Origin of the sequence: Streptomyces sp. NRRL F-525, from assembly GCF_000716605.1 — a bacterium.
Taxonomy (GTDB): domain Bacteria; phylum Actinomycetota; class Actinomycetes; order Streptomycetales; family Streptomycetaceae; genus Streptomyces.
Genome location: NZ_JNXE01000039.1, coordinates 83,409 through 102,660, shown reverse-complemented (window position 1 = coordinate 102,660; position 19,252 = coordinate 83,409). Strand labels below are relative to the sequence as shown.

Sequence of the window (19,252 nt, the reverse complement as noted above, 5' to 3'; positions counted from 1 at the left end):
GCCCACCCCCAACCCCCAGGGGCGCGGGGAACTGCGCGACCAGCCCCCACCCACCAGCTCCCCGCATACGACCTCAGCCCCCCACCCCCTCCTCGGCCCTTCTCAACACGCGTCCCACCGTGAGGTTTCCCCTTACGGGAACCACGTGTTCATCGACACCGGACGGGAGATCGTCAAGCTGGCCCACCTGCGGCCCGGTTCACTGACGGTGAGCCTGGGGGACGTGGTGCGCGTGGGCCAACTCGTAGGAGAGACAGGCAATTCCGGCAACACGACCGAGCCGCACCTCCACCTGCACGCGGAGCGTGACGGGGTCGGCCTGGACCTGCGGTTCACCGACGTTCCGGGGCGGCTGTACCGGGGGAGGGTGATCCGTACCTTTCCGTGAGCACAGGCATCCTTGACAGCGTCCGTACTGTTTCGCGACGTTTGGGCCCTGCCGAACTGTTCGTGTCTCGTCGTACCTTGGGATACGTAGGCAGGACGCGGACGACGCGTCGTGGGGGAAATGTGGGGGGACGGTCGCCCATGCGATCCATGCGATCCGCCGGCAAGGCGGACATCACGATCCACAGACCGGAGGAGCTCACCACCACGCTCCGCCAGGCCTGGCACAAGGCGATGGACGAGTCGCCGGACTACGCGAACCCTTTCCTGGCACCGGAGTTCGCGGACGGCGTCGGCCGCCACCGCGGCGGCGCGCAGGTGGCGGTGCTGCACGAGGGCGGGGAGCCGGTCGGCTTCTTCCCGTACGAGCGCAACCCCGTCGGCGTCGGCCGGGCCATCGGCCTGGGTCTCTCCGACTGCCAGGCCCTGGTGCACCGGCCGGGTGTCACCTGGGACGTCCAGCAACTCCTGCGGGCCTGCGGGCTTTCGGTCTTCGAGTTCGACCATCTCGTCGAGGAACAGCAGCCGTTCGGGCGCCACGTCACCGGCACCTTCGCGTCCCCGGTGATCGACCTCAAGGACGGCGACGGCGAGATCCCCTACGCCGAGTGGCTGCGCGGCGCGTACCCGGGCATCGCCAAGACGACCCTGAAGAAGGAACGCCGCCTCGGCCGCGACCTCGGCGAGCTGCGCTTCGTCTACGACGACCGCGACCCCGAGGTGCTGCACACGCTGATGCGCTGGAAGTCGGCCCAGTACCGCAGGACCGGCCGCATGGACCGCTTCGCGCGCCCGTGGATCGTAGACCTGGTGGACCACCTGTTCCGCGTCCGCGAGGAACACTTCACCGGCGTCCTGTCGGTCCTCTACGCCGGTGACCGCCCCGTCGCCGCCCACTTCGGCCCGACGTCCCGCACGCTGTTCGCCGCCTGGTTCACGGCGTACGACCCCGAACTCCGGTACTACTCACCGGGGTTGATCATGCATCTGCGGATGGCCGAGGAGGCAGGGCGGCACGGCGTGCGCCTGATGGACCTGGGGCGCGGCGACAAGGAGTGGAAGGACTGGCTCAAGACCCGCGAACTGCGCGTCGGCGAGGGCTTCGCCACCCGCCCGCACCCGGTCGCGGCGGCCCACCGCCTGTGGCGCCGCCCGGTCCGCGGCCTGCGCAACACGGTCCTGGCCCACCAGTCCCTGCGCGACCCGGCCGACCGCCTCCTCAAGACGGTGGGCACGCTGCGCACGACGGGCAAGGTGCCGCTGAAGAAGTGACGATGCGGCAACACGTCGGCTCAGGGGCCCTGGACCGGAAGGTCGGGGGCCCCTTCCGCGCTCCCGGGGCCTGCCCCGTCACCTGTACGACAGGCGCTCGTGGTAGACAACGCCGATGATGGTCAGGGCTGTTGTGCCCGGCCCGCGGGCGACCGCGCGACAAAAGGAAGGGGCAACCCGTGCTTCTGAAGACCTTCCGCTGGTCGTTCGCGGTCACCGCGCTCGGCCTGGCCCTGGGAGTCTGGTACGGCGGCTGGACGGCGTTCGGGGTCATCGCGATCCTGGCCGTCCTGGAGATCTCGCTGTCCTTCGACAACGCGGTGGTCAACGCCGGGATCCTGAAGAAGATGTCGGCCTTCTGGCAGAGGATCTTCCTCACGGTGGGCGTCCTGATCGCGGTCTTCGGCATGCGCCTCGCGTTCCCGGTGGTGATCGTCGCGGTCACGGCGAAGCTCAATCCGTACGACGCGGTCAACCTGGCCCTGACCGACAAGGACCGCTACGAACAGCTGGTCACCGACGCCCACCCGGCGATCGCGGCCTTCGGCGGCATGTTCCTGCTGATGATCTTCCTCGACTTCATCTTCGAGGACCGCGACATCAAGTGGCTGGGCTGGCTGGAACGTCCCCTCGCCAAGCTCGGCAAGGTCGACATGCTGTCGGTCTGCATCGCCCTGATCGTCCTCCTGATCACCTCGATGACCTTCGCGACCCACGCCCACCAGCACGGCGGCGCCCACGCGGACAAGGCCCGACTACGTCTACCTGGAGCACGGCGCGCACTACGCGATCGGCGCCCTGGCCGTGATCCTCATGGTCACCATCCAGTACCAGATCAACGAGGTCATCACGGGGCTGGTCGGCGTCGTACTGATCGGTTGGTCGTTCTGGTCGTCGGTGCGGCGGAACCGGGCGCTGGCGGAGCGGGAGGGGGCCGCGGAGGCCGTGGACACGGCGAGGGTTCCCTAGAGAGCCGGCTGCCGCTCGCTCGGTACTCGCTCCCCGGACCGGTGAATCACCGTAATCCAGTGATGTCCCGTCACTGGGCCGGCGGCGAGTCTGGACGTGTCGCGGTGGGTCACCGAGGTACCGGGGTGCCCGGGGTGTGGGTGGTCGCCGTGGCGTCGTCAGGGGTCGGCGCTCGTTCGTGGGCGGGTGGGCGTCGGCCGGTCGTACGGCCGAGGAGATGTGGCATGGCTTTGGACAACGAGCAGATCGTCCGGCAGGCGTACGAGGTCGCCGAGAAGATGGACATGGCCGCGTGGGCGGCGGCGTTCACCGAGGACGGCACGTTCACCGACTCGTCCATCGGTGTCACCTGGAAGGGGCCCGCCGAACTCCCCACGCAGGTCGAGAACTATCACCGGGCCTTCCCGGACATGCACCGCGAGCTGTTCCGCTTCTACAGCACCGGGAACATCGTGGTGGTGCAGCTGGCGCTGCAGGGGACGCATCTCGGGCCGCTGCACCTGCCCGCCGGGACGCTGCCGGCGACCGGCAGGCGGATCGACGCGCCGTGCTGCGACGTCTTCGAGCTGGTCGACGGCAGGATCAAGCGGTTCGACTGCTACCCCGAAGGCACGATCATCCTCACCCAGCTCGGCGTGATCGGAAATCTCGGCGCCGCGCTGCAGCAGTGACCGGCGTCCGCCGCCCCGTGACGGCCCCATCAACGAGCGGAGGACCACATGCGAGCGGCCGTAGTCCGCGAGCCCGGCGCCACCCCCGTCCTCGAACAGTTCGCCGATCCGCGGCCCGGCCCCGGCGTCTCGGTCGGCACCCTGCTCGTGGCGGCCCTGAACCCCCTGGACCTGGCGTTCGTGAACGGCCGGTTCCCGCTACGGCCCCTGCGGCCGCCGTGTGTCGCCGGGTACGAGGGGGTCGTGCAGCTCGCCGACGGCAGCCGGCGGTAGGTGACGGCCCCGCCGTCGCCGTACGGCACCCTGGCCGAGTCGGTACCTGTCCCGGACACGGACGGGTTTCCCGTTCCGGCCGGTCTTGATCCCGCTCTCGCCGCCGCCCTCGGGATCGCCGGCCTCGCCGGGTGGATCGCGCTCGACCATCGTGCTCGCCGGTCGGCGAGACGCGGACATGTCCGCCGGACATCTGCCGGGACTCAGCGGAGATGCGATGCCGCGGAAACGCCAGAGGCCCTCCCGTCCACCGGACGGAAGGGCCTCCGAACAAGCACCACGTGAACACGCACTGCGCTGTGCCCTCGGCAGGATTCGAACCTGCGACACCGGCTTTAGGAGAGCCGTGCTCTATCCCCTGAGCTACGAAGGCGGGACGGATCGCCCCGGAAGGCGGTCCAGGACAGGGTAGCGGATTTGGGGAGGCGGTTCGGTGGGGAGGGCACGGCAGGGACGGCCGCCGGGCTCAGGACGCCGACACCCGCGTGAAGCGGCCCGCCACCCGCACGTCCGCCTCGATCGCGGCCGCCGTCGCCGTCAGCTCGGGGAGGATGTCGCGGACGTACTCCTCGACCGTGCGGCGGGCCACGTGGGTCGGTGTGTTCAGCGCGGCGACCACCCGGCCCGTACGGTCGCGGACCGGTACGGCGATCGAACGCAGCCCGGCCTCCAGCTCCTCGTCGACCAGGGCGTACCCCTGCGAACGGACCGTGTCCAGCTCCGCCGCCAGCGCCACCGGGTCGGTCAGCGTGCGAGGGGTCAGGGGGCGCAGCTCGTGTTCCCTCGGCGGCGCGTCCGCCAGCAGCACCCGGCCCAGCGCCGTCGCGTACGCCGGCAGCCGCGTCCCGACCGCGATGTTCACGCTCATCACCCGGCTCGTGGCGACCCGGGCCGTGTACTGGATCTCGTCGCCGACGAGGATCGCGAGGGACGCCGACTCGTGGATGCGGGAGGCGAGGGCGGTGAGGTGGGGGAGCGCCAGCTCGGGGAGGGTCGTACGGGACAGGGGCGGGAAGCCGAGGGACAGCACCCGGGGTGTGAGGGCGAAACGGCGGTCGCCTGACGGAGCCACCAGCCCCAGGTGCTCGTACGTGATCAACGCTCTCCGGGCCGTCGCCCGCGCCAGCCCCGTCGCCTGGGCGACCTCCGTGAGGGTCAGTTCGGCGCGGCCCTCCCCGAACGCCGTCAGGACCGTCAGCCCGCGGGCCAGGGACTCGACGAACTCCCGGCCGAGCTCCTGCTTGGACGCTCCCGTCCAGGTCGCGAGCCCGGAGGGGGCGGCGACGGACTCGCCCCGCGGAGCCTCGCGCAGGTCCGCCGCCAGGTCCTCCTCCATCGTCCGCACGGCCGAACGCAGCCTGGGCAGAAGGGAGTTGCGCAGGTCGTCCGCCGTGTGCCGGCTCGTATGGCTCACGACGCTCGCCACGCACGCGATCCCGCCGGTACGCGGGTCCCGCACGGGCACGGACACCGCCACCAGCCCCGGTTCGATCAACTGGTCGTCCAACGCCCAGCCGTCCTGGCGCACTTGTACGGCCCGCCGCTCGAAGTCGGGCCCCGGGGAGGACCGTTGGGGAACGGCCGGGAAGCCCTCGTCCCTCGGGTCCGCCGCCCGGCGCTCCCGCCAGCGCCGCCACTCCTGGTCCGTCCACTCCGTCGCGAACAGCGGTCCCGGCGCGGTGCGTTCGGCCGGGAGGAGGTCGCCGATGCGGAAGCTGAGGGACATCGCGCGGCGGCGGGTGGCCTGGTGGATGAAACGGATGCCGTCCCGGTCGGCGACCGCGAGCGACACCGACTCGTCCAGCTCGTCGGCGAGGGCGTCCGCGCGGGCGTCCAGGACGGAGGGCAGGCGCAGGGCGGCGAGGTAGGCGTTGCCCAGTTCCATCACCCGAGGGGTGAGAACGGCGTCCCGGCCGTCGAGACGGACGTATCCCATGCGGGCGAGCGTCGCGGTGATCCGGTCGACCGTGGAACGGGCCAGCCCGGTGGCCCGTTCGAGCCCGCTGAGGCTCAACACCCCACCCGCGTCGGTCAGTTGACGCACCACCGCGACCCCCCGGATCAACGGCGCGACCGCCTCGGCGGGCACGGCTGCGGTGCGATCGTCCATCGTGGTCTCTGCGGGCATCGATTCTCCGGTACGGCGATCTCGGCAGCCCTACGGTAAGCCCGAGGCCCCTGAACCCGGGGTCACCCTCCGGCCAACCCCAGCTTCCGCAGCTCCTGGCCCAGCACCGGAGCCAGCGCCCCCGCGTAGCTCTCCGCCAGGTGGCTCTCGTCGCGGTAGACGAACGTGTCGTCGACGGCCACGGGGCAGCGGCCCGAGCGGGGGCACAGCCAGGGCTCGGGGTCGATCACGGTGGCGCCGGCGCGGTGGGCGGCCCGGCGGTTGGCCTCGCGGAGGGCGGGGTCCTTGATCGCGTCGCGCTGGTCCGGCTCGCACTTCTCCAGGTTGAGGGGGTGGGCCGCGGCGCACTCGACGGGATCGCCGATCGGCCACGGGGTGTCGAGCAGGACGGCCACGTGGTCGGCGGCGCGGGTCAGGCGGTCGTAGACGCGCTCGTAGCCCGCCGTCCAGTCCCGCTGCGGGTTCTTCATCGGTTTCAGCGGGGTGGCCACCTCGGAGGAGGAGGCCAGGACCAGCATCGGGTGCAGCCGGGCGATCCGCGCGAGCGCGTCCTTCCGCCAGGTGTCGCACGAGGTGTACGGGCCATGGCCGTTGACGGTCGTGATGTCGGCGGTCTTGCAGGACGACTTGGTCAGTGAGACCAGTTTCCAGCCGTATCGGCGGCTCAGCCGTTCCAGCGCCGGGAACCACTGGGCGGCATGGGAGTCGCCGTACAGGACGACGACCTTGGGCGCGGTGGGGTCGCCGTAGACGCAGGCGGGGGAGCGGGTGCCGGTGTAGTCGACGTGGCAGTTGTCGCGGTAGACGGCGGAGCGCTTCTTCTTGATGTCGGCGAGCTGTGGTGTCAGGTTGCGCGGGAGCGCGGTTGTGGGGGTGGAGAGGAGCGTGACCAGGCGGGACTCCGGGTTCGGTGCCCTCGTCAGGGTCTCGGTCAGGCTGGGGGCGCGGGCCGTGGAGCTGATCGGTGGCGGGAAGGACGTCGAGACGAGGGCGACGGAGACGACGGTCGCGGACAGGCCGAGGCCGAGGGCCACCGCCGTCGTCGGTCTGCGGCGCAGCGCCGCGCTGAACCGGACCGGGTTCTCCACCAGGCGCAGGCTCGCCCAGGCCAGGAGCAGGGCGGCCGCGCAGAGGGCGAGGTTCAGCCGGAGTCCGGCGGGGCGGCCCAGGGCCGCGGGGCCGATCATCAGCAGCGGCCAGTGCCAGAGGTACCAGCCGTACGACAGGTCGCCCAGCCGAGCCAGGGGGCGCAGCCCGATCGCCCCCGACGGGGCACGGCAGCCGCCCGCGATCACCAGGGCCGCGCCGAGCACCGGCAGCAGCGCGAAGTGGCCTGGGAACGGGGTGTCGGCGCCGTACAGGACCGCCGCCGCGCCGATGCCCGCCAGCCCCAACCACGTGCCGGAAACGGCCAGTTGACGGGGGACGCGCTCCAACGCCCCCGCACCGAAGGCCAGTAGGGCGCCGACGCCCAGCTCCCACAGCCGGGTGTGCGGGCCGAAGTACGCCCAGGACGGGGAGGTTTGGGTCGCCCGGACACCCAGGACGTACGACACCACGCACAGCGCGCCCAACGGCAGCGCTCGCAGCCACCGGCGTCGGAGCACCTTCCAGCTCACCAGCAGGAGGACCGGCCACAGGAGGTAGAACTGCTCCTCCACGGACAGCGACCACAGATGCTGGAAGGGCGACGGCGAGCTTCCCTCGCGGAGATAGTCGGTGCCCGACCGGGCCAGGTCGACGTTCACGAAGTACAGGGCGCCGGCCAGCGCGTCGTGCATGAACTCGGCGTAGCGGATCTTCGAGGCGAAGAGCCGGCAGCCGGCGATGGTGGCCAGTGACACCAGGGTCGCCAGCGGGAGGATGCGCAGGGCGCGGCGGGCGTAGAAGCGCCGCAGGGAGAGTGATCCGGTGCGGTCGGCCTCGCGGAGCAGGCCCGAGGTGATGAGGAAGCCGGAGATCACGAAGAAGACGTCGACCCCGACGTAGCCGCCCGCGATGTACGGGATCCCTGCGTGCGCCAGCACCACGAGCGTGACGGCCAGCCCCCGCAGCCCCTGGATGTCGGGCCGGAGCGGCGGCTTCGGCGGAGGGCCGGGGCGGCCGGGTCCGTACGGCGGTGATCCGCCGGGGCGTCGGGCCGGCGCCGCGTGGCGCGGTGGACCGGCGGTCGTGGGAGTGTGCGTCATGCCTGGAACTGTCCGTAGGACAGGGGGAGTTCGAGTGACCCGCGCCACACCCCTCCCCGGATCCAGGGAGGGGCTGGTGCGGTCGTGATGTGACGCGGATCACCGCAGCGCGGTCCCGGCGGCGGACAGGGAAGGGTGTGGAGAACTCACTGCGTGCCCGTGTGCGAGCCGGGGATCCGGACGCGTTCAGGCACCTCTTCGACGAGCACGCCGCCGTGGTCCACCGGCACGCCGTCCGGATGACCGGCGACTGGGGCACGGCTGACGACATCGTCTCGCTGACCTTCCTGGAGGCGTGGCGCCTGCGCGAGCGCGTGCTTCCCGGTGAGGACAGCCTGCGCCCGTGGCTGCTGGGCATCGCGACGAACGTCACGCGCAACACCGCCCGGGCGGCGCGCAGACACCAGGCCGCGCTCAGCAGGATCCCGCCCCCCGACCCCGTGCCGGACTTCGCCGACGAGGTGACCCGGCGCCTGGCCGACACCGAGGAACTGGCCGCCGCACAAAGGGCGTTGAGCACGATGCGGCGCGGCGAGCGCGAGGTGTTCACGCTCTGCGTGTGGGAGGGCCTGGACGCCGCCACGGCCGCCGAGGCCCTGGGCGTGGCCGTCGGCACCGTACGGGCCCGGCTCTCCCGCGCGAGAAAGCGCCTGCGCAAGCTCACCGAACTCGAACTCCGGCGCGAGAACGGCACGTTGAGGAACAGCGAAGTGCAACGCCCGGCCGCGGCCGGACAGTCACCGGGTAGCCGCCACCAGGCGGCTCGGTCCACGCAGGAGACGAAGCGATGAACACCAACCCGCTACGACGCGATCAGCCGCTCGACCACCACGAGTTGGCCGAGCTGCTGCCCGCGCCCGGCCGTCCGGTGCTCGCTCAGGACCGCCACGGCGTACTGAGGGAACACCTGATGGAACACATCACCCGCGAGCACGAGACCATCCACGAGCAGTCCGCTACGACGACCACCTCGCGTCCGTCCCCCGCCCGCCGGCGCCTCGTTCTCGTCGCCGCGCCGCTGGCCCTGGCCGCCGTGGTGGGCCTGGGTGTGGTGGCGGTCGACAGCGCGCAGGACGGCAAGCGCGGTACGACCGCCGCCGACCAGCAGAAGGCCACGCGACTGCTGGACCGGATCGCCCTCGCGGCGGCCGACCGCCCTGTGGTCACGGCCCGCGACGACCAGTACATCTACACCAAGTCCCAAGGATCGGCGGCCGAGTTGGGCGTCGACTTCAGCAGTGCCGAGGAACTCGCCCAGCACAAGGGGACGTTCACGCCGAAGCCGTACAACGGGGCCGTCCGGCAGGAGCAGTGGAACTCCGTGGACGGCAAGCGGGACGGTCTGCGCAAGGGCGTGGCGGTCGCCGACCCCTCCCAGAAGATGACGATGGACATGAAGGGGACCGGATACCTGACCTTCCACCAGCTCCAGGACCTGCCCACCGACCCCGACGCGCTGCTGAAGAAGTTCTCCGGGGACGCCGGGAACGTAACGGCGGCCCGCCGCACGGAAGTCGTGGTCGAGAACCTCGGCGCCGTCATCGACGAGGCCACCCTGCTCCCCGACCTCAGTGCCGCGATCTACCGTGCCGCCGCCAAGCTCCCGGGGGTGACCGTGGTCGACCACGTCAAGGACGCGGCGGGCCGCGAGGGCGTCGGCCTCACGTTCAAGGGCGCCCCGAAGGGCTACGCCTGGGTCTTCGACTCGTCGAGTCTCGTCTACCTCGGCACAACCGACGCCGCTCTCCTGGGAGTTGGCGTCACCGACAGGACGGGTGAGGTGCCGGCCGGCTGATCCTGAGTGAGCCGCCAGAGGGGGGCGTCCGCCCCGGCAGACGCCCCCCTACCGCGTCCGTGTCACCGTCACCCGGTAGTTCCCCGCCGCGTCCGCCCCCGTGACCGAGACCCGGATCCCCCTCGTCGGGTCGTTGAAGCTCTCGCCCGCCGTGAACGGCGCGTCCGACAGCTCGGCCTGCACGTTCGGGCTCCGGGTGCAGCCGCCGCTGTCCCGGTGGGCGTCGTAGACCTTCACCGGGCCCATCCCCGTGTCCACGTCCGCCTCTACCTTGTAGATGAGGATGCCGGGGCGGCACACCGCCTCGTCGTTGCCCTCGCGGGTGCGCAGCTCCAGGGCGTAGCCCGTGCGGCGGGTGAGCGGGACGAAGACCAGGCGGGTGCCGTCGGTGCCGGGGTGTTCCAGCGGGGTCAGGGTGTACTCCGAAGTGCCTCTGGTCATCGCGCAGTTGACCTGGGACGGGTCCAGCCAGCCGAGTTTCCACTTGTGCCAGCCGAGGAAGTCGTTGTCGGCGCCCCAGTCCTCGCTCATGATGTCCCAGTGGCCGACCGCGCCCCCGCCCTCCTGGGTGTAGAGGTCGGGCAGGCCGAAGACATGGCCGTTCTCGTGCGGGAGGACGCGGTAGCCGGTCTGGGAGTACGAGCCGGAACCGTCGTCCTGGCGGGAGTAGACGAAGGACGCGTTCGAGACCGGGACGCCGTCGGCCACAGGGGCTTCCGTGTTGCCCGCGAACGTCACCGACAGGACCGTGTCCAGGGCGGAGGGGCCCGCGTTCGGGGTGACCAGGACGTTCAGGAGGTCGTACTGGCGGAAGTCCACCGTCGGGTCGGCCGCGGCCACGATGTCCTGGACGAGCTGCCGGTACCCGGGGTCGAAGGGCGCGCCGCGCTCTATGCCGTAGGACCGGAAGGGCTTGGGCATGCGGAGCCAGTGGGGGACCGGGGTCTCGGGGCGGTAGTCGAGGCGGCCGTAGGAGCTGGTGGCGAACCACTGCTGGGTCTTGGGGAAGAACTCGCGGTACCGGTCCATCGCGGTGCCCTCGCCGGGGGCGTCGGAGAAGTCGACCATCAGGGTCAGGGCGTGGACCGTGCCGGTGGAGCGGGAGTAGCCGCCCGGGGTGGGGATGCCCTCGGACATCTGGACGTCCAGGGGGCCGTTGATCATGCAGGAGCCGAGTGCGGAGGTGCGGGCGAGCGCGACCGGGCCCGCCGCCGTCGTGGCGCCCGGGGTGAGGTGTCCGGTACCGGCCGAGGTGCTGACCGCGAGGGTCAGGACGGTCACGGACGCGAGGGCGGCCACGCGGCGCGGGCGTATCCGACGGCTGGGCTGCATGCAGGGACCCTTCGCGCCAACGGCAGCCGCCGGTCTCCGGCTGCACCCTTTCGATCACCCTGTGTCGTGAGGTGCGAGGGCGCGCGCTGGAGGAGACCGACCGTGTGTTTCTCGCTGGTAGGGGGCCGAACGGGCAGCCCCGCGGAGGTGCCGGACGGAGATCCGAACCGGGATCTCGGCGATTGTGACTCAGGTCACATAATAAGAATCGCGGAGGTGGAAATAACCGGGGAGCGTCTCCCCGTTTAGCCATGTGTCCGAGCGAAACGGGGAGTGCTTCCCCGGATCGCCTCAGCAGTCCAAGACCTTCAGGAGCACGCCGTGACGACCGCGACCCCCGTACAGCGAAAGGTGACCCGGCCCCGTGCCGACGCTTTGCGCAACCGGGAGCGGATCGTCACCGCCGCCCGCGAGATGTTCGTCGAGTTCGGCCCCGATGTGCCGCTCGACGAGATCGCCCGCCGGGCCGGCGTCGGCAACGCCACGCTCTACCGGAACTTCCCGGACCGTGACGCCCTCGTCCGCGAGGTCGTCGTCTCGGTCATGGACCGCACATCGGAGGCCGCCGAGCAGGCGCTCGACGAGACCGGCGACGCCTTCGCCGCTCTGGAGCGCTTCGTGCACGTCTCCGCGGACGAGCGGATCAGCGCGCTGTGCCCGATGATCTCCACCACCTTCGACCAGTTCCACCCGGACCTGGAAGCCGCGCGCAAGCGGGTCGAGGAGCTCATCGACGAGGTGATGGAAAGGGCCAGGAGGGCCGGGCAGCTCCGGTCCGACGTGGGAGTCGGCGATCTGATGGTCGCCGTGGCCCAGCTCAGCCGGCCCCCGGCCGGTACCGGCTGCCTCAGCGCCGACCGCTTCGTACACCGACACCTGCAGCTGTTCCTGGACGGACTGCGGGCCCCGGCCCGCTCGGTCCTGCCCGGCACCGCCGCGACCATGGAGGATCTCCGGCAGCCCTGACCGATTAGTTCAGCGCTTCACCTCAGTCCCAACTCCGATACCAAGCTTCCCGGCAGGCGCCGACGAACCGGCGACAAGCCGTCCCCGAAGACACCTTTTTCCGTCACGAAGTCCCGAAGTGGGTACCACCATGTCTGAAACTGCTCGAAGCGCCCCAGGCGCTCTCGACAAGGCCTCCGAGGCCGCCGAGCACGAAGCCCATTCCAACCGCTGGAAGGCGCTCGCGTTCATCGCGCTGGCCCAGCTGATGGTCGTGCTGGACGCGACCATCGTGAACATCGCCCTCCCGTCCGCCCAGACCGACCTGGGCATCTCCGACGGCAACCGGCAGTGGGTCGTCACGGCCTACGCCCTCGCCTTCGGTGGACTCCTCCTCTTCGGCGGCCGCATAGCCGACCTCTGGGGCCGCAAGCGCGCCTTCGTCGTCGGTCTGACCGGCTTCGCCGCCGCGTCCGCGCTCGGCGGTGTCGCCACCACCGGCGCGATGATGTTCGGCGCCCGTGCCCTCCAGGGCGCGTTCGGTGCCCTGCTCGCGCCCGCCGCGCTCTCCCTGCTCGCCGTGATGTTCACCGACGCCAAGGAGCGCGCCAAGGCGTTCGGCATCTACGGCGCGATCGCCGGTGGCGGCGGCGCCGTCGGCTTCATCCTCGGCGGTGTGCTGACCGAGTACCTGGACTGGCGCTGGACGTTCTTCGTGAACATCCCGTTCGCGATCGTCGCCGCGCTCGGCGCGTACTTCGTCATCCGCGAGCCGGCCGGCGGCCGCAACCGCAACCCGCTCGACATCCCCGGCGTGCTCCTGTCGACCCTCGGCCTGGTGTCCCTGGTCTACGGCTTCACCCGCGCCGAGTCGAACGGCTGGGGCGACTCCTCCACCATCGCGCTGTTCATCGCGTCGGCGGTCCTGCTGGTCTCGTTCGTCATCGTCGAGTCCAGGGTCAAGGCCCCGCTGCTGCCCCTGCGCGTGATCACCGACCGCAACCGCGGCGGTATCTACCTCTCGCTCGGCATCGCCATCATCGCGATGTTCGGCACGTTCCTCTTCCTCACCTACTACCTGCAGGTCGTGAAGGGCTTCTCGCCCATCAAGACCGGCTTCGCCTTCATGCCGATGATCGTCGGCATGATGGTCGGCTCGACCCAGATCGGCACCCGGCTGATGACCCGCCTGCCGGCCCGTCTGCTGATGGGCCCCGGCTTCCTGGTCGCCGCGGTCGGCATGCTCCTGATGACGCAGCTGGAGATCGGCTCGTCGTACGCCTCGATCATCCTGCCCGCGATGCTGCTGCTCGGTCTCGGCATGGGTACGGCGTTCATGCCGGCCATGTCCCTGGCCACCCTGGGCGTCGAGCCCCGGGACGCGGGTGTCGCCTCCGCGATGGTCAACACCTCGCAGCAGGTGGGCGGCGCGATCGGTACGGCCCTGCTGAACACGATCGCCGCGTCCGCGACGACCGCGTACATCAAGGACCACATCGCCGGTGCGGGCGCCTCCAAGACCCAGCAGCAGCTCGTCGCGCTGCAGGGCCAGGTGCACGGCTACACCAACGCCATCTGGTTCGCCGTCGGCATGCTGGTGACGGCCGCGGTCATCGTCTCGGTCCTCGTCAACGCGGGCAAGCAGGGTTCCGACCCGGTCGCCTCCGGTGACGACGTCGAGGACGAGTTCAAGATCCCGGTCGTCGCCCACTGACGACGCCCGGCCGGTCGTACCCCCTTCGCACCATCCGTGCCTACGGGGAAGGGGACGCCCCGTAGGTACGACTCCCAGGAACTGCCCTGGTTCTCCGTTGAGTTGAGCGGCTCAGCGGAGCCAGGGCAGATCCGCGCCCGCTTCGTTCGGCTGAAGTCCCTCGGCGACGATCTCCATGATCTCGCCGAGGGACTTCTGCTGTTCCGGGGTGAGCCGCTCGAACAGCGCCTGCCGTACGGCGGTCACATGGCCCGGCGCGGTCCGGCTGAGCACGCCGTAGCCCTCGTCGGTCAGCACCGCGAACTGGCCGCGCTTGTCGGAGGGGCAGTCCTCGCGGCGCACCCACCCGTTCTTCTCCAGGCGCGCGATCGCGTGCGAGAGGCGGGAGCGGGTGATCTTCGCGTTCATGGCCAGCTCGGTCATCCGCAGCCGGCGGCGCGGGGCCTCGGCGAGCTGCACGAGCAGGCCGTAGTAGATGTGCGGCATGCCCGCGTCGCGCTGGAGCTGGCGGTCCAGATGGTCCTCCAGGAGGGTGCTGGCGTGCATGTAGAAACGCCAGACGCGCTGCTCCTCGGCGGTGAGCCAGCGGGGTTCGTCGGAGGGTGCCGTCTCGTCAGCGGGTGCGGGTGCCGTGTTCATGCACTCCACTGTACGAGAGCTCTCCTTGAAGGTTAAACAAACGGGGCGTAAGCTCTGACGGAGGAAGTTTGAGAGTTCAAGCATCCAGTCGAGCACACAGTCCGAACCTGGGGAGTGACCGTCATGTCCACCGCCGCACCGGAGCGCATGCCCGCCCTCTATCTCAGCCACGGCGCCCCGCCCCTCGCGGACGACCCGATCTGGCCCGGCGAACTCGCCGCCTGGTCCGCCGACCTCCCCCGCCCCAAGGCGATCCTCATGGTCTCCGCCCACTGGGAGGAGGCCCCGCTCGCCCTCGGCGCGGTCGACCCGGTCCCCCTGGTCTACGACTTCTGGGGCTTCCCCGAGCACTACTACCAGGTCCGCTACGACGCCCCGGGCGCCCCCGAACTCGCCGAGTCCGTACGGAAGTTGCTGCGCGCCCCGGGCATCCCGGTCCAGGACGTCCCGGACCGCGGCCTCGACCACGGGGCGTACGTCCCGCTCGTCGAGATGTTCCCGGCCGCCGACATCCCGGTCCTCCAGGTGTCGATGCCGACCCTCGACCCGGCGAAGCTGATGGACATCGGCCGCAAGCTCGCCCCGCTGCGCGACGAGGGCGTCCTGATCGTCGGCTCCGGCTTCTTCACCCACAACCTCGCCGCCCTGCGCCACACCGGCGGGGGCGTGCCCACCTGGTCCTCCGAGTTCGACGACTGGGGCAGGCGGGCGCTGGAGTCCCGCGACTGGGACGGCCTGCTGGACTTCCTCCACAAGGCACCGGCCGGGCGCTACGCCCATCCGCGCACCGAGCACTTCGCCCCGCTGTTCGTCGCCATGGGCGCGGCGGAGGCGGCCGGTGAGCTGGACGCGCGGGAGTCGGTGAACCCGTCCGTGATCGACGGGTTCTGGATGGGGATGGCGAAGCGGTCGGTGCAGTTCGGCTGAAGCCTTTACAGCTCCTTCTCGTACCAGGCGACATCCCAGTAGCGGCCGAACTTGCGGCCCACCTCCCCGTAGGTGCCGACGTACCGGAACCCGAAGCGTTCATGCAGCCGCGTGGACGCTTCGTTGGGCTGGGCGATGCCCGCGTACGCCCGGTGCACGTCCTCGTCCGCCAGGGACTCGAACAGGGCCTTGTAGAGCAGCGTGCCGATGCCTCGGCCGCCCGCGTCGGGGGCGAGGTAGATGGTGACCTCGACCGAGGTCGAATAGGCGGGCTTCGCCCGGTAAGGGCTGGATGTGGCGTAGCCGAGGATTCGCTGTGAGTTTCCTTGGAAGGTCCCGTCGACGGCAACCTTCAGGCGGTATGGCCCGTCTTCAGGGTGGGAGAGCAGCCAGGGGCGGCGCTCCTCCGGCGCGAAGGGGACGGTGTCGAAGGTGATCGGGGTCTCGCGTACGTAGTGGTTGTAGATGTCCGTGAGGGCGTCGAGGTCACTCTCGACTCCTGGCCTGACCTGCACCTCTGTATGTTCCGACGGCATCGTTACCCCCTTGTGGCCGGACAGGGTACTGCAAGATCAGAAAAATAGGGGAGCGGGTTGGGAATTCTGTCCGGATTCCAGTCGTTGTTTCCATCAGATGCAGGGCACACGAGAAGAGTGCCAGGGCATCGAAGAAAGAACCTGACGAACACCTGCTGACCCACCATCGCAAGGGAGCACGCATGGCAACCCGTGCCGTCGCCCGTCGTAAGTCCGCCTCCGGCGAGACCTCCGGCGTGGCGCGCAGTGTTCGCGCCCATGGCGGCGAGATCGCCGACCGCGACCTGGTCGGCATGTATCTCGACGAAATCGCGCGCACACCGCTGCTCGACGCCGCCAAGGAAGTCGAGCTTTCGCAGACCATCGAAGCGGGCGTGTTCGCGCGCCAGGTCCTCGACGGCGAGGAGAAGTCCCAGGCGGACGCCTCCCGCGCCGAGCTGGAGGCCCTGGTCGCCGAAGGGGAGCGTGCCAAGGACGTCTTCATCCGTTCCAACCTCCGCCTGGTCGTGGCCGTGGCCCGCCGTTACCCCCGTAGCGGCCTGCCCCTGCTGGACCTGATCCAGGAGGGCAACGCGGGGCTGGTGCGCGCGGTCGAGAAGTTCGACTACCGCAAGGGCTTCAAGTTCTCGACGTACGCGACCTGGTGGATCCGCCAGGCCATCACCCGCTCCATCGCCGACCAGTCCCGGACCATCCGCCTGCCCGTCCACCTCGTGGAGGAGCTGGGCCGGATCCGCCGGGTGCAGCGCGAGTTCAACCGGAAGAACGGGCGGGAGCCCGAACACACGGAGATCGCGGCCGAGTTGGACACCACCCCGGAGCGCGTGACGAACGTCCTGGACTGGGCCCGCGACCCGGTGTCGCTGAACATGTCGGTGGACGACGACGGAGACACGCAGTTCGGTGACCTCCTGGAGGACACGTCGGCGGTCTCGCCCGAGCAGTCCGTCATGACCCTGCTGCGCAGCGAGGAACTGGACGACCTGATCGGCCGCCTCGACCAGCGCACGGCCTCCATCATCAAGATGCGGTACGGCATGGAGGACGGCCGGGAGCGCACGCTCACCGAGGTCGGCAAGGAGCACGGCCTGACGCGCGAGCGCATCCGCCAGATCGAGAAGCACGCACTGCTGGAACTGAAGAAGCTGGCCAGCCAGACCGGCTTCGACGCGGCGGCCTGAGCCTCCGGACTCCGGCCCGGTGGACGCGGGGGCGCGTACGCACGAGGTGCGCGCCGGACCGCGTACGCGGGGTGGCGGGAGGCCGCGCGAACATGGCTGTGTAACGCCGCTTCAACCTGCTGGGCCCTGGGAACAAGACTTCAGGGCCCAGGAGTTCGGGTCCGGGGCCACGCCCCGAGATCCGCTGAGCCAAGTCCCGACGCACCACCCCCCCCCGGCGCCGGGACTCTCCCGAACCGGGCTTCGGCGCCTGTCCCCCCAGGCGCCGGGGCCCGGTTCTTCTCGTCCGCGGGACGCGCGGGGTGTCGGCACACTGGGACGGCGGGGCACCCCGTACCTGAACTCCGGGGTGGCCCGCCGAATGGCAGATTGTGCCACAGCGGCATAGCCTGCCGGTGTGAGCAGCCCCACCCCGGCACCGGATTCCGGCCCTACTTCCCCCTCCGGCCCCTCTGCCCCCTCCGCACCGCTCTCGCTGACCGAGCGGCGCAAGGCCGAGACCCGGATGGAGATCGCCCGGGCCGCCGCCGGACTCTTCGTGAGACACGGGCTGCGGGCCACCCGCGCCGAGGACATCGCCCAGAGCGCGGGCATCGCCCCCCGCACGTTCTACCGCTACTTCGCCACCAAGGAAGAGGCCGTCGCCCCGCTCTACGCGGCCGGCGCCCAGCGCTGGGTGGAGGCGGTCCGCGCGGCCCCGGCCGCACTGTCGGTGCCGGAGGCCCTGGAACACGGGGTCCGCTACACGCTGACCCCCGGGGTGGGCGTCTCCGTCAACTCCTGGACCTGGGTCCGCACGTTGATCGCCATGGCCGAATCCAGCCCCGCCCTGCGCCGGGTCTGGGCGGAGGTCTACCAGGCTTCGGAACGCACCCTGGGCGAGATCCTCGCGCAACGCCTCACCGTGGAACGCCTTCCCGAGGGCGACGGCTCCGACGCCGACCCGGCTCCGTCCGTGCCGTCCCCCGAGCTGCGCTTCGCCGCCGCCGTGGCAAGTGCCGCCGTACGCACGGCTGTTGAGGGGTGGGCGTCGGGGGAGACGCACGGGGGCGCGAGTGCCGGGGCGAGTGCGGTGGCGGGGCCGGTGGAGCTGGCGCTGCGGAATCTGCGGGCGCTGCGGGACTTTCCCTGGGGGGAGTTGGGGGCGGGCCGGGGCACGGTGTGAGCTACGCCCACGCGCCCTCCGAGGCTCACGCCTGCGCACCCACCGAGGCTCACACCCGCGCCTCGCCCGCACTCCCCGCCCGGCTCAACCGTTCCCCCAACTCCCTTACGCATCGCACCAGTTCATCCGGCTCGTGCACCGTGAACTCGCATCCCAGCACGGCCAGCCGTACGGCCAGCCAGTCCACCGCGTCGCCGGTCGTGGCGCGCAGGCGGCAGCTGTGCTCGCCGAGCGGTTCCGGGGCGCCGAGCCAGGCCGGGATGCGGGCCGCGACGACCTCGGCGGGGGCGGCGAAGGTGACGGCGTACTCGTAGGTCTCCTGACGCTGGTGCATCGACTGCCGCAGATACTCCGCCGCGCTTCCGGTCGGCAGCTCGCGCGGGGTGAACCGGGCCCCGGTGGCGAAGGGCCGGCTCACCCGGTCGACCCGGAACGTCCGCCAGTCCTCGCGGTCGAGGTCGTAGGCGACGAGATACCAGCGGCGGCCGGTCGAGACGAGGCGGTACGGCTCCGTCCGGCGACGGGACCCGGTGCCGTCCTTGGTGCGGTAGGCGAAGCGCAGCCGTTCCTTGCCGGCGATCGTCGAGGCGATGACGGTCAGCGTCTCGGGGGCGATGCTCGCGCCGTCGCCGCTGGTCAGCGGGGTCGTGGCGGCCTGGAGGGTGGCGACCCGGTGCCGCAGCCGCGAGGGCAGTACCTGTTCCAGCTTCGCCAGCGCCCGTACGGAGGCCTCGTCCACGCCCTCCAGCGCGTGCCCGGCGCCCGCGCGCAGGCCGACCGCGATCGCCACCGCCTCCTCGTCGTCCAGTACCAGCGGGGGCATCGCCTTGCCCGCGACGAGCCGGTAGCCGCCGTCGGAGCCGAGCGTCGCCTGCACGGGGTAGCCGAGTTCGCGGAGCCGGTCGATGTCCCGGCGGACCGTGCGGCGGGAGACCCCGAGCCGGTCGGCCAGCTCGCCGCCGGGCCACTCGCGGGGCGTCTGGAGGAGCGAGAGGAGTTGGAGGAGCCGGGCCGGGGTGTCGGTGGTCATGAGTTCCCCGTCGTCGTCATGGGTTCTCCGTCGTCGTCATGAGTTCGAGGATGCCGTAGAACTAGGACACGATCTGACCTAATGGGGCCATAGCTTCAA

17 protein-coding genes, 1 tRNA gene and 1 pseudogene are annotated in these 19,252 nt (G+C 70.8%); 12 read left to right on the top strand and 7 right to left on the bottom strand.

The features are described 5' to 3' along the window. The 5 genes and pseudogenes from OO69_RS39145 to OO69_RS52190 all read left to right on the top strand — a co-directional run. Window positions 1–388: M23 family metallopeptidase (locus tag OO69_RS39145; RefSeq protein ID WP_158713476.1), on the top strand; the 388-nt coding region annotated here is incomplete at its 5' end. Window positions 389–537: 149 nt separating this feature from the next. Next, window positions 538–1,659 carry a GNAT family N-acetyltransferase gene (locus OO69_RS39140; protein ID WP_420707946.1) on the top strand — a complete coding sequence of 374 codons (1,122 nt, stop codon included), beginning with the start codon at window positions 538–540 and terminating at the stop codon, window positions 1,657–1,659. Between the two features lie 179 nt (window positions 1,660–1,838). After that, window positions 1,839–2,628: pseudogene (locus OO69_RS49065) on the top strand (DUF475 domain-containing protein). Between the two features lie 62 nt (window positions 2,629–2,690). Further along, on the top strand, window positions 2,691–3,299 hold the full coding sequence (locus OO69_RS39130; RefSeq protein WP_078652766.1) for a nuclear transport factor 2 family protein: 609 nt from the start codon (window positions 2,691–2,693) through the stop codon (window positions 3,297–3,299). Between the two features lie 48 nt (window positions 3,300–3,347). Next, window positions 3,348–3,572, top strand: a complete 225-nt coding sequence (locus OO69_RS52190; RefSeq protein WP_033285695.1) for a hypothetical protein — start codon at window positions 3,348–3,350, stop codon at window positions 3,570–3,572. A 300-nt stretch (window positions 3,573–3,872) separates the two neighbouring features. Here the strand turns inward: OO69_RS52190 and OO69_RS39120 are convergent. The 3 genes from OO69_RS39120 to OO69_RS39110 form a co-directional block, all read right to left on the bottom strand. Beyond that, window positions 3,873–3,945 (bottom strand) — tRNA-Arg (locus tag OO69_RS39120). 93 nt (window positions 3,946–4,038) lie between these two features. Continuing rightward, window positions 4,039–5,700 carry an IclR family transcriptional regulator domain-containing protein gene (locus OO69_RS39115; protein ID WP_033285694.1) on the bottom strand — a complete coding sequence of 554 codons (1,662 nt, stop codon included), beginning with the start codon at window positions 5,698–5,700 and terminating at the stop codon, window positions 4,039–4,041. Between the two features lie 62 nt (window positions 5,701–5,762). Then, on the bottom strand, window positions 5,763–7,889 hold the full coding sequence (locus OO69_RS39110; RefSeq protein WP_033285693.1) for an acyltransferase family protein: 2,127 nt from the start codon (window positions 7,887–7,889) through the stop codon (window positions 5,763–5,765). A gap of 137 nt (window positions 7,890–8,026) precedes the next feature. Here OO69_RS39110 and OO69_RS39105 point away from each other — a divergent pair, with 137 nt between their 5' ends. Together OO69_RS39105 and OO69_RS39100 are read left to right on the top strand one after the other, a co-directional pair. Next, window positions 8,027–8,680, top strand: coding sequence for an RNA polymerase sigma factor (locus OO69_RS39105; protein WP_033285692.1), 654 nt, complete (start codon window positions 8,027–8,029; stop codon window positions 8,678–8,680). Continuing rightward, complete coding sequence (locus OO69_RS39100) at window positions 8,677–9,684, top strand: CU044_5270 family protein (protein WP_033285691.1); 1,008 nt, start codon at window positions 8,677–8,679, stop codon at window positions 9,682–9,684. The genes OO69_RS39105 and OO69_RS39100 overlap by 4 nt, the downstream gene beginning before the upstream one ends. A gap of 48 nt (window positions 9,685–9,732) precedes the next feature. On the opposite strand, the gene OO69_RS39095 is transcribed toward OO69_RS39100, so the two are convergent. After that, window positions 9,733–11,016, bottom strand: a complete 1,284-nt coding sequence (locus OO69_RS39095; RefSeq protein ID WP_199811116.1) for a M6 family metalloprotease domain-containing protein — start codon at window positions 11,014–11,016, stop codon at window positions 9,733–9,735. Window positions 11,017–11,337: 321 nt separating this feature from the next. On the opposite strand from OO69_RS39095, the gene OO69_RS39090 reads away from it, so the two are divergent. After that, the gene (locus OO69_RS39090; protein WP_051801539.1) at window positions 11,338–11,982 is read left to right on the top strand and encodes a TetR/AcrR family transcriptional regulator; all 645 of its coding nucleotides are present in this window, start codon (window positions 11,338–11,340) and stop codon (window positions 11,980–11,982) included. Window positions 11,983–12,112: 130 nt separating this feature from the next. After that, window positions 12,113–13,675, top strand: a complete 1,563-nt coding sequence (locus OO69_RS39085) for an MFS transporter (RefSeq protein ID WP_033285707.1) — start codon at window positions 12,113–12,115, stop codon at window positions 13,673–13,675. A 111-nt stretch (window positions 13,676–13,786) separates the two neighbouring features. Here the strand turns inward: OO69_RS39085 and OO69_RS39080 are convergent, their stop codons facing one another. Then, complete coding sequence (locus tag OO69_RS39080; RefSeq protein ID WP_033285689.1) at window positions 13,787–14,314, bottom strand: MarR family winged helix-turn-helix transcriptional regulator; 528 nt, start codon at window positions 14,312–14,314, stop codon at window positions 13,787–13,789. A gap of 123 nt (window positions 14,315–14,437) precedes the next feature. Here OO69_RS39080 and OO69_RS39075 point away from each other — a divergent pair, with 123 nt between their 5' ends. Next, window positions 14,438–15,241: a DODA-type extradiol aromatic ring-opening family dioxygenase gene (locus tag OO69_RS39075; RefSeq protein WP_033285688.1), complete on the top strand. Its 804-nt coding sequence runs from the start codon at window positions 14,438–14,440 to the stop codon at window positions 15,239–15,241. Between the two features lie 5 nt (window positions 15,242–15,246). Here the strand turns inward: OO69_RS39075 and OO69_RS39070 are convergent, their stop codons facing one another. Beyond that, complete coding sequence (locus OO69_RS39070) at window positions 15,247–15,777, bottom strand: GNAT family N-acetyltransferase (protein WP_033285687.1); 531 nt, start codon at window positions 15,775–15,777, stop codon at window positions 15,247–15,249. 182 nt (window positions 15,778–15,959) lie between these two features. Between OO69_RS39070 and OO69_RS39065 the strand changes: the two genes are divergently transcribed. After that, window positions 15,960–16,958, top strand: a complete 999-nt coding sequence (locus OO69_RS39065; RefSeq protein WP_033285686.1) for a sigma-70 family RNA polymerase sigma factor — start codon at window positions 15,960–15,962, stop codon at window positions 16,956–16,958. A 397-nt stretch (window positions 16,959–17,355) separates the two neighbouring features. Then, entirely contained in the window at window positions 17,356–18,123 is a 768-nt protein-coding gene (locus OO69_RS39060) for a TetR family transcriptional regulator (protein WP_078652765.1), read from the top strand. Window positions 18,124–18,172: 49 nt separating this feature from the next. On the opposite strand, the gene OO69_RS39055 is transcribed toward OO69_RS39060, so the two are convergent. After that, window positions 18,173–19,153: a helix-turn-helix transcriptional regulator gene (locus tag OO69_RS39055; RefSeq protein WP_033285684.1), complete on the bottom strand. Its 981-nt coding sequence runs from the start codon at window positions 19,151–19,153 to the stop codon at window positions 18,173–18,175. Between the last annotated feature and the right edge of the window lie 99 nt (window positions 19,154–19,252).

Coding starts and splice junctions, on each gene's coding strand:
- OO69_RS39140 (WP_420707946.1), top strand. CDS start 538: ATGCGATCCGCCGGCAAGGCGGACATCACGATCCACAGACCGGAGGAG.
- OO69_RS39130 (WP_078652766.1), top strand. CDS start 2,691: ATGTCCCGTCACTGGGCCGGCGGCGAGTCTGGACGTGTCGCGGTGGGT.
- OO69_RS52190 (WP_033285695.1), top strand. CDS start 3,348: ATGCGAGCGGCCGTAGTCCGCGAGCCCGGCGCCACCCCCGTCCTCGAA.
- OO69_RS39115 (WP_033285694.1), bottom strand. CDS start 5,700: ATGCCCGCAGAGACCACGATGGACGATCGCACCGCAGCCGTGCCCGCC.
- OO69_RS39110 (WP_033285693.1), bottom strand. CDS start 7,889: ATGACGCACACTCCCACGACCGCCGGTCCACCGCGCCACGCGGCGCCG.
- OO69_RS39100 (WP_033285691.1), top strand. CDS start 8,677: ATGAACACCAACCCGCTACGACGCGATCAGCCGCTCGACCACCACGAG.
- OO69_RS39095 (WP_199811116.1), bottom strand. CDS start 11,016: ATGCAGCCCAGCCGTCGGATACGCCCGCGCCGCGTGGCCGCCCTCGCG.
- OO69_RS39085 (WP_033285707.1), top strand. CDS start 12,113: ATGTCTGAAACTGCTCGAAGCGCCCCAGGCGCTCTCGACAAGGCCTCC.
- OO69_RS39080 (WP_033285689.1), bottom strand. CDS start 14,314: ATGAACACGGCACCCGCACCCGCTGACGAGACGGCACCCTCCGACGAA.
- OO69_RS39075 (WP_033285688.1), top strand. CDS start 14,438: ATGTCCACCGCCGCACCGGAGCGCATGCCCGCCCTCTATCTCAGCCAC.
- OO69_RS39070 (WP_033285687.1), bottom strand. CDS start 15,777: ATGCCGTCGGAACATACAGAGGTGCAGGTCAGGCCAGGAGTCGAGAGT.
- OO69_RS39065 (WP_033285686.1), top strand. CDS start 15,960: ATGGCAACCCGTGCCGTCGCCCGTCGTAAGTCCGCCTCCGGCGAGACC.
- OO69_RS39055 (WP_033285684.1), bottom strand. CDS start 19,153: ATGACCACCGACACCCCGGCCCGGCTCCTCCAACTCCTCTCGCTCCTC.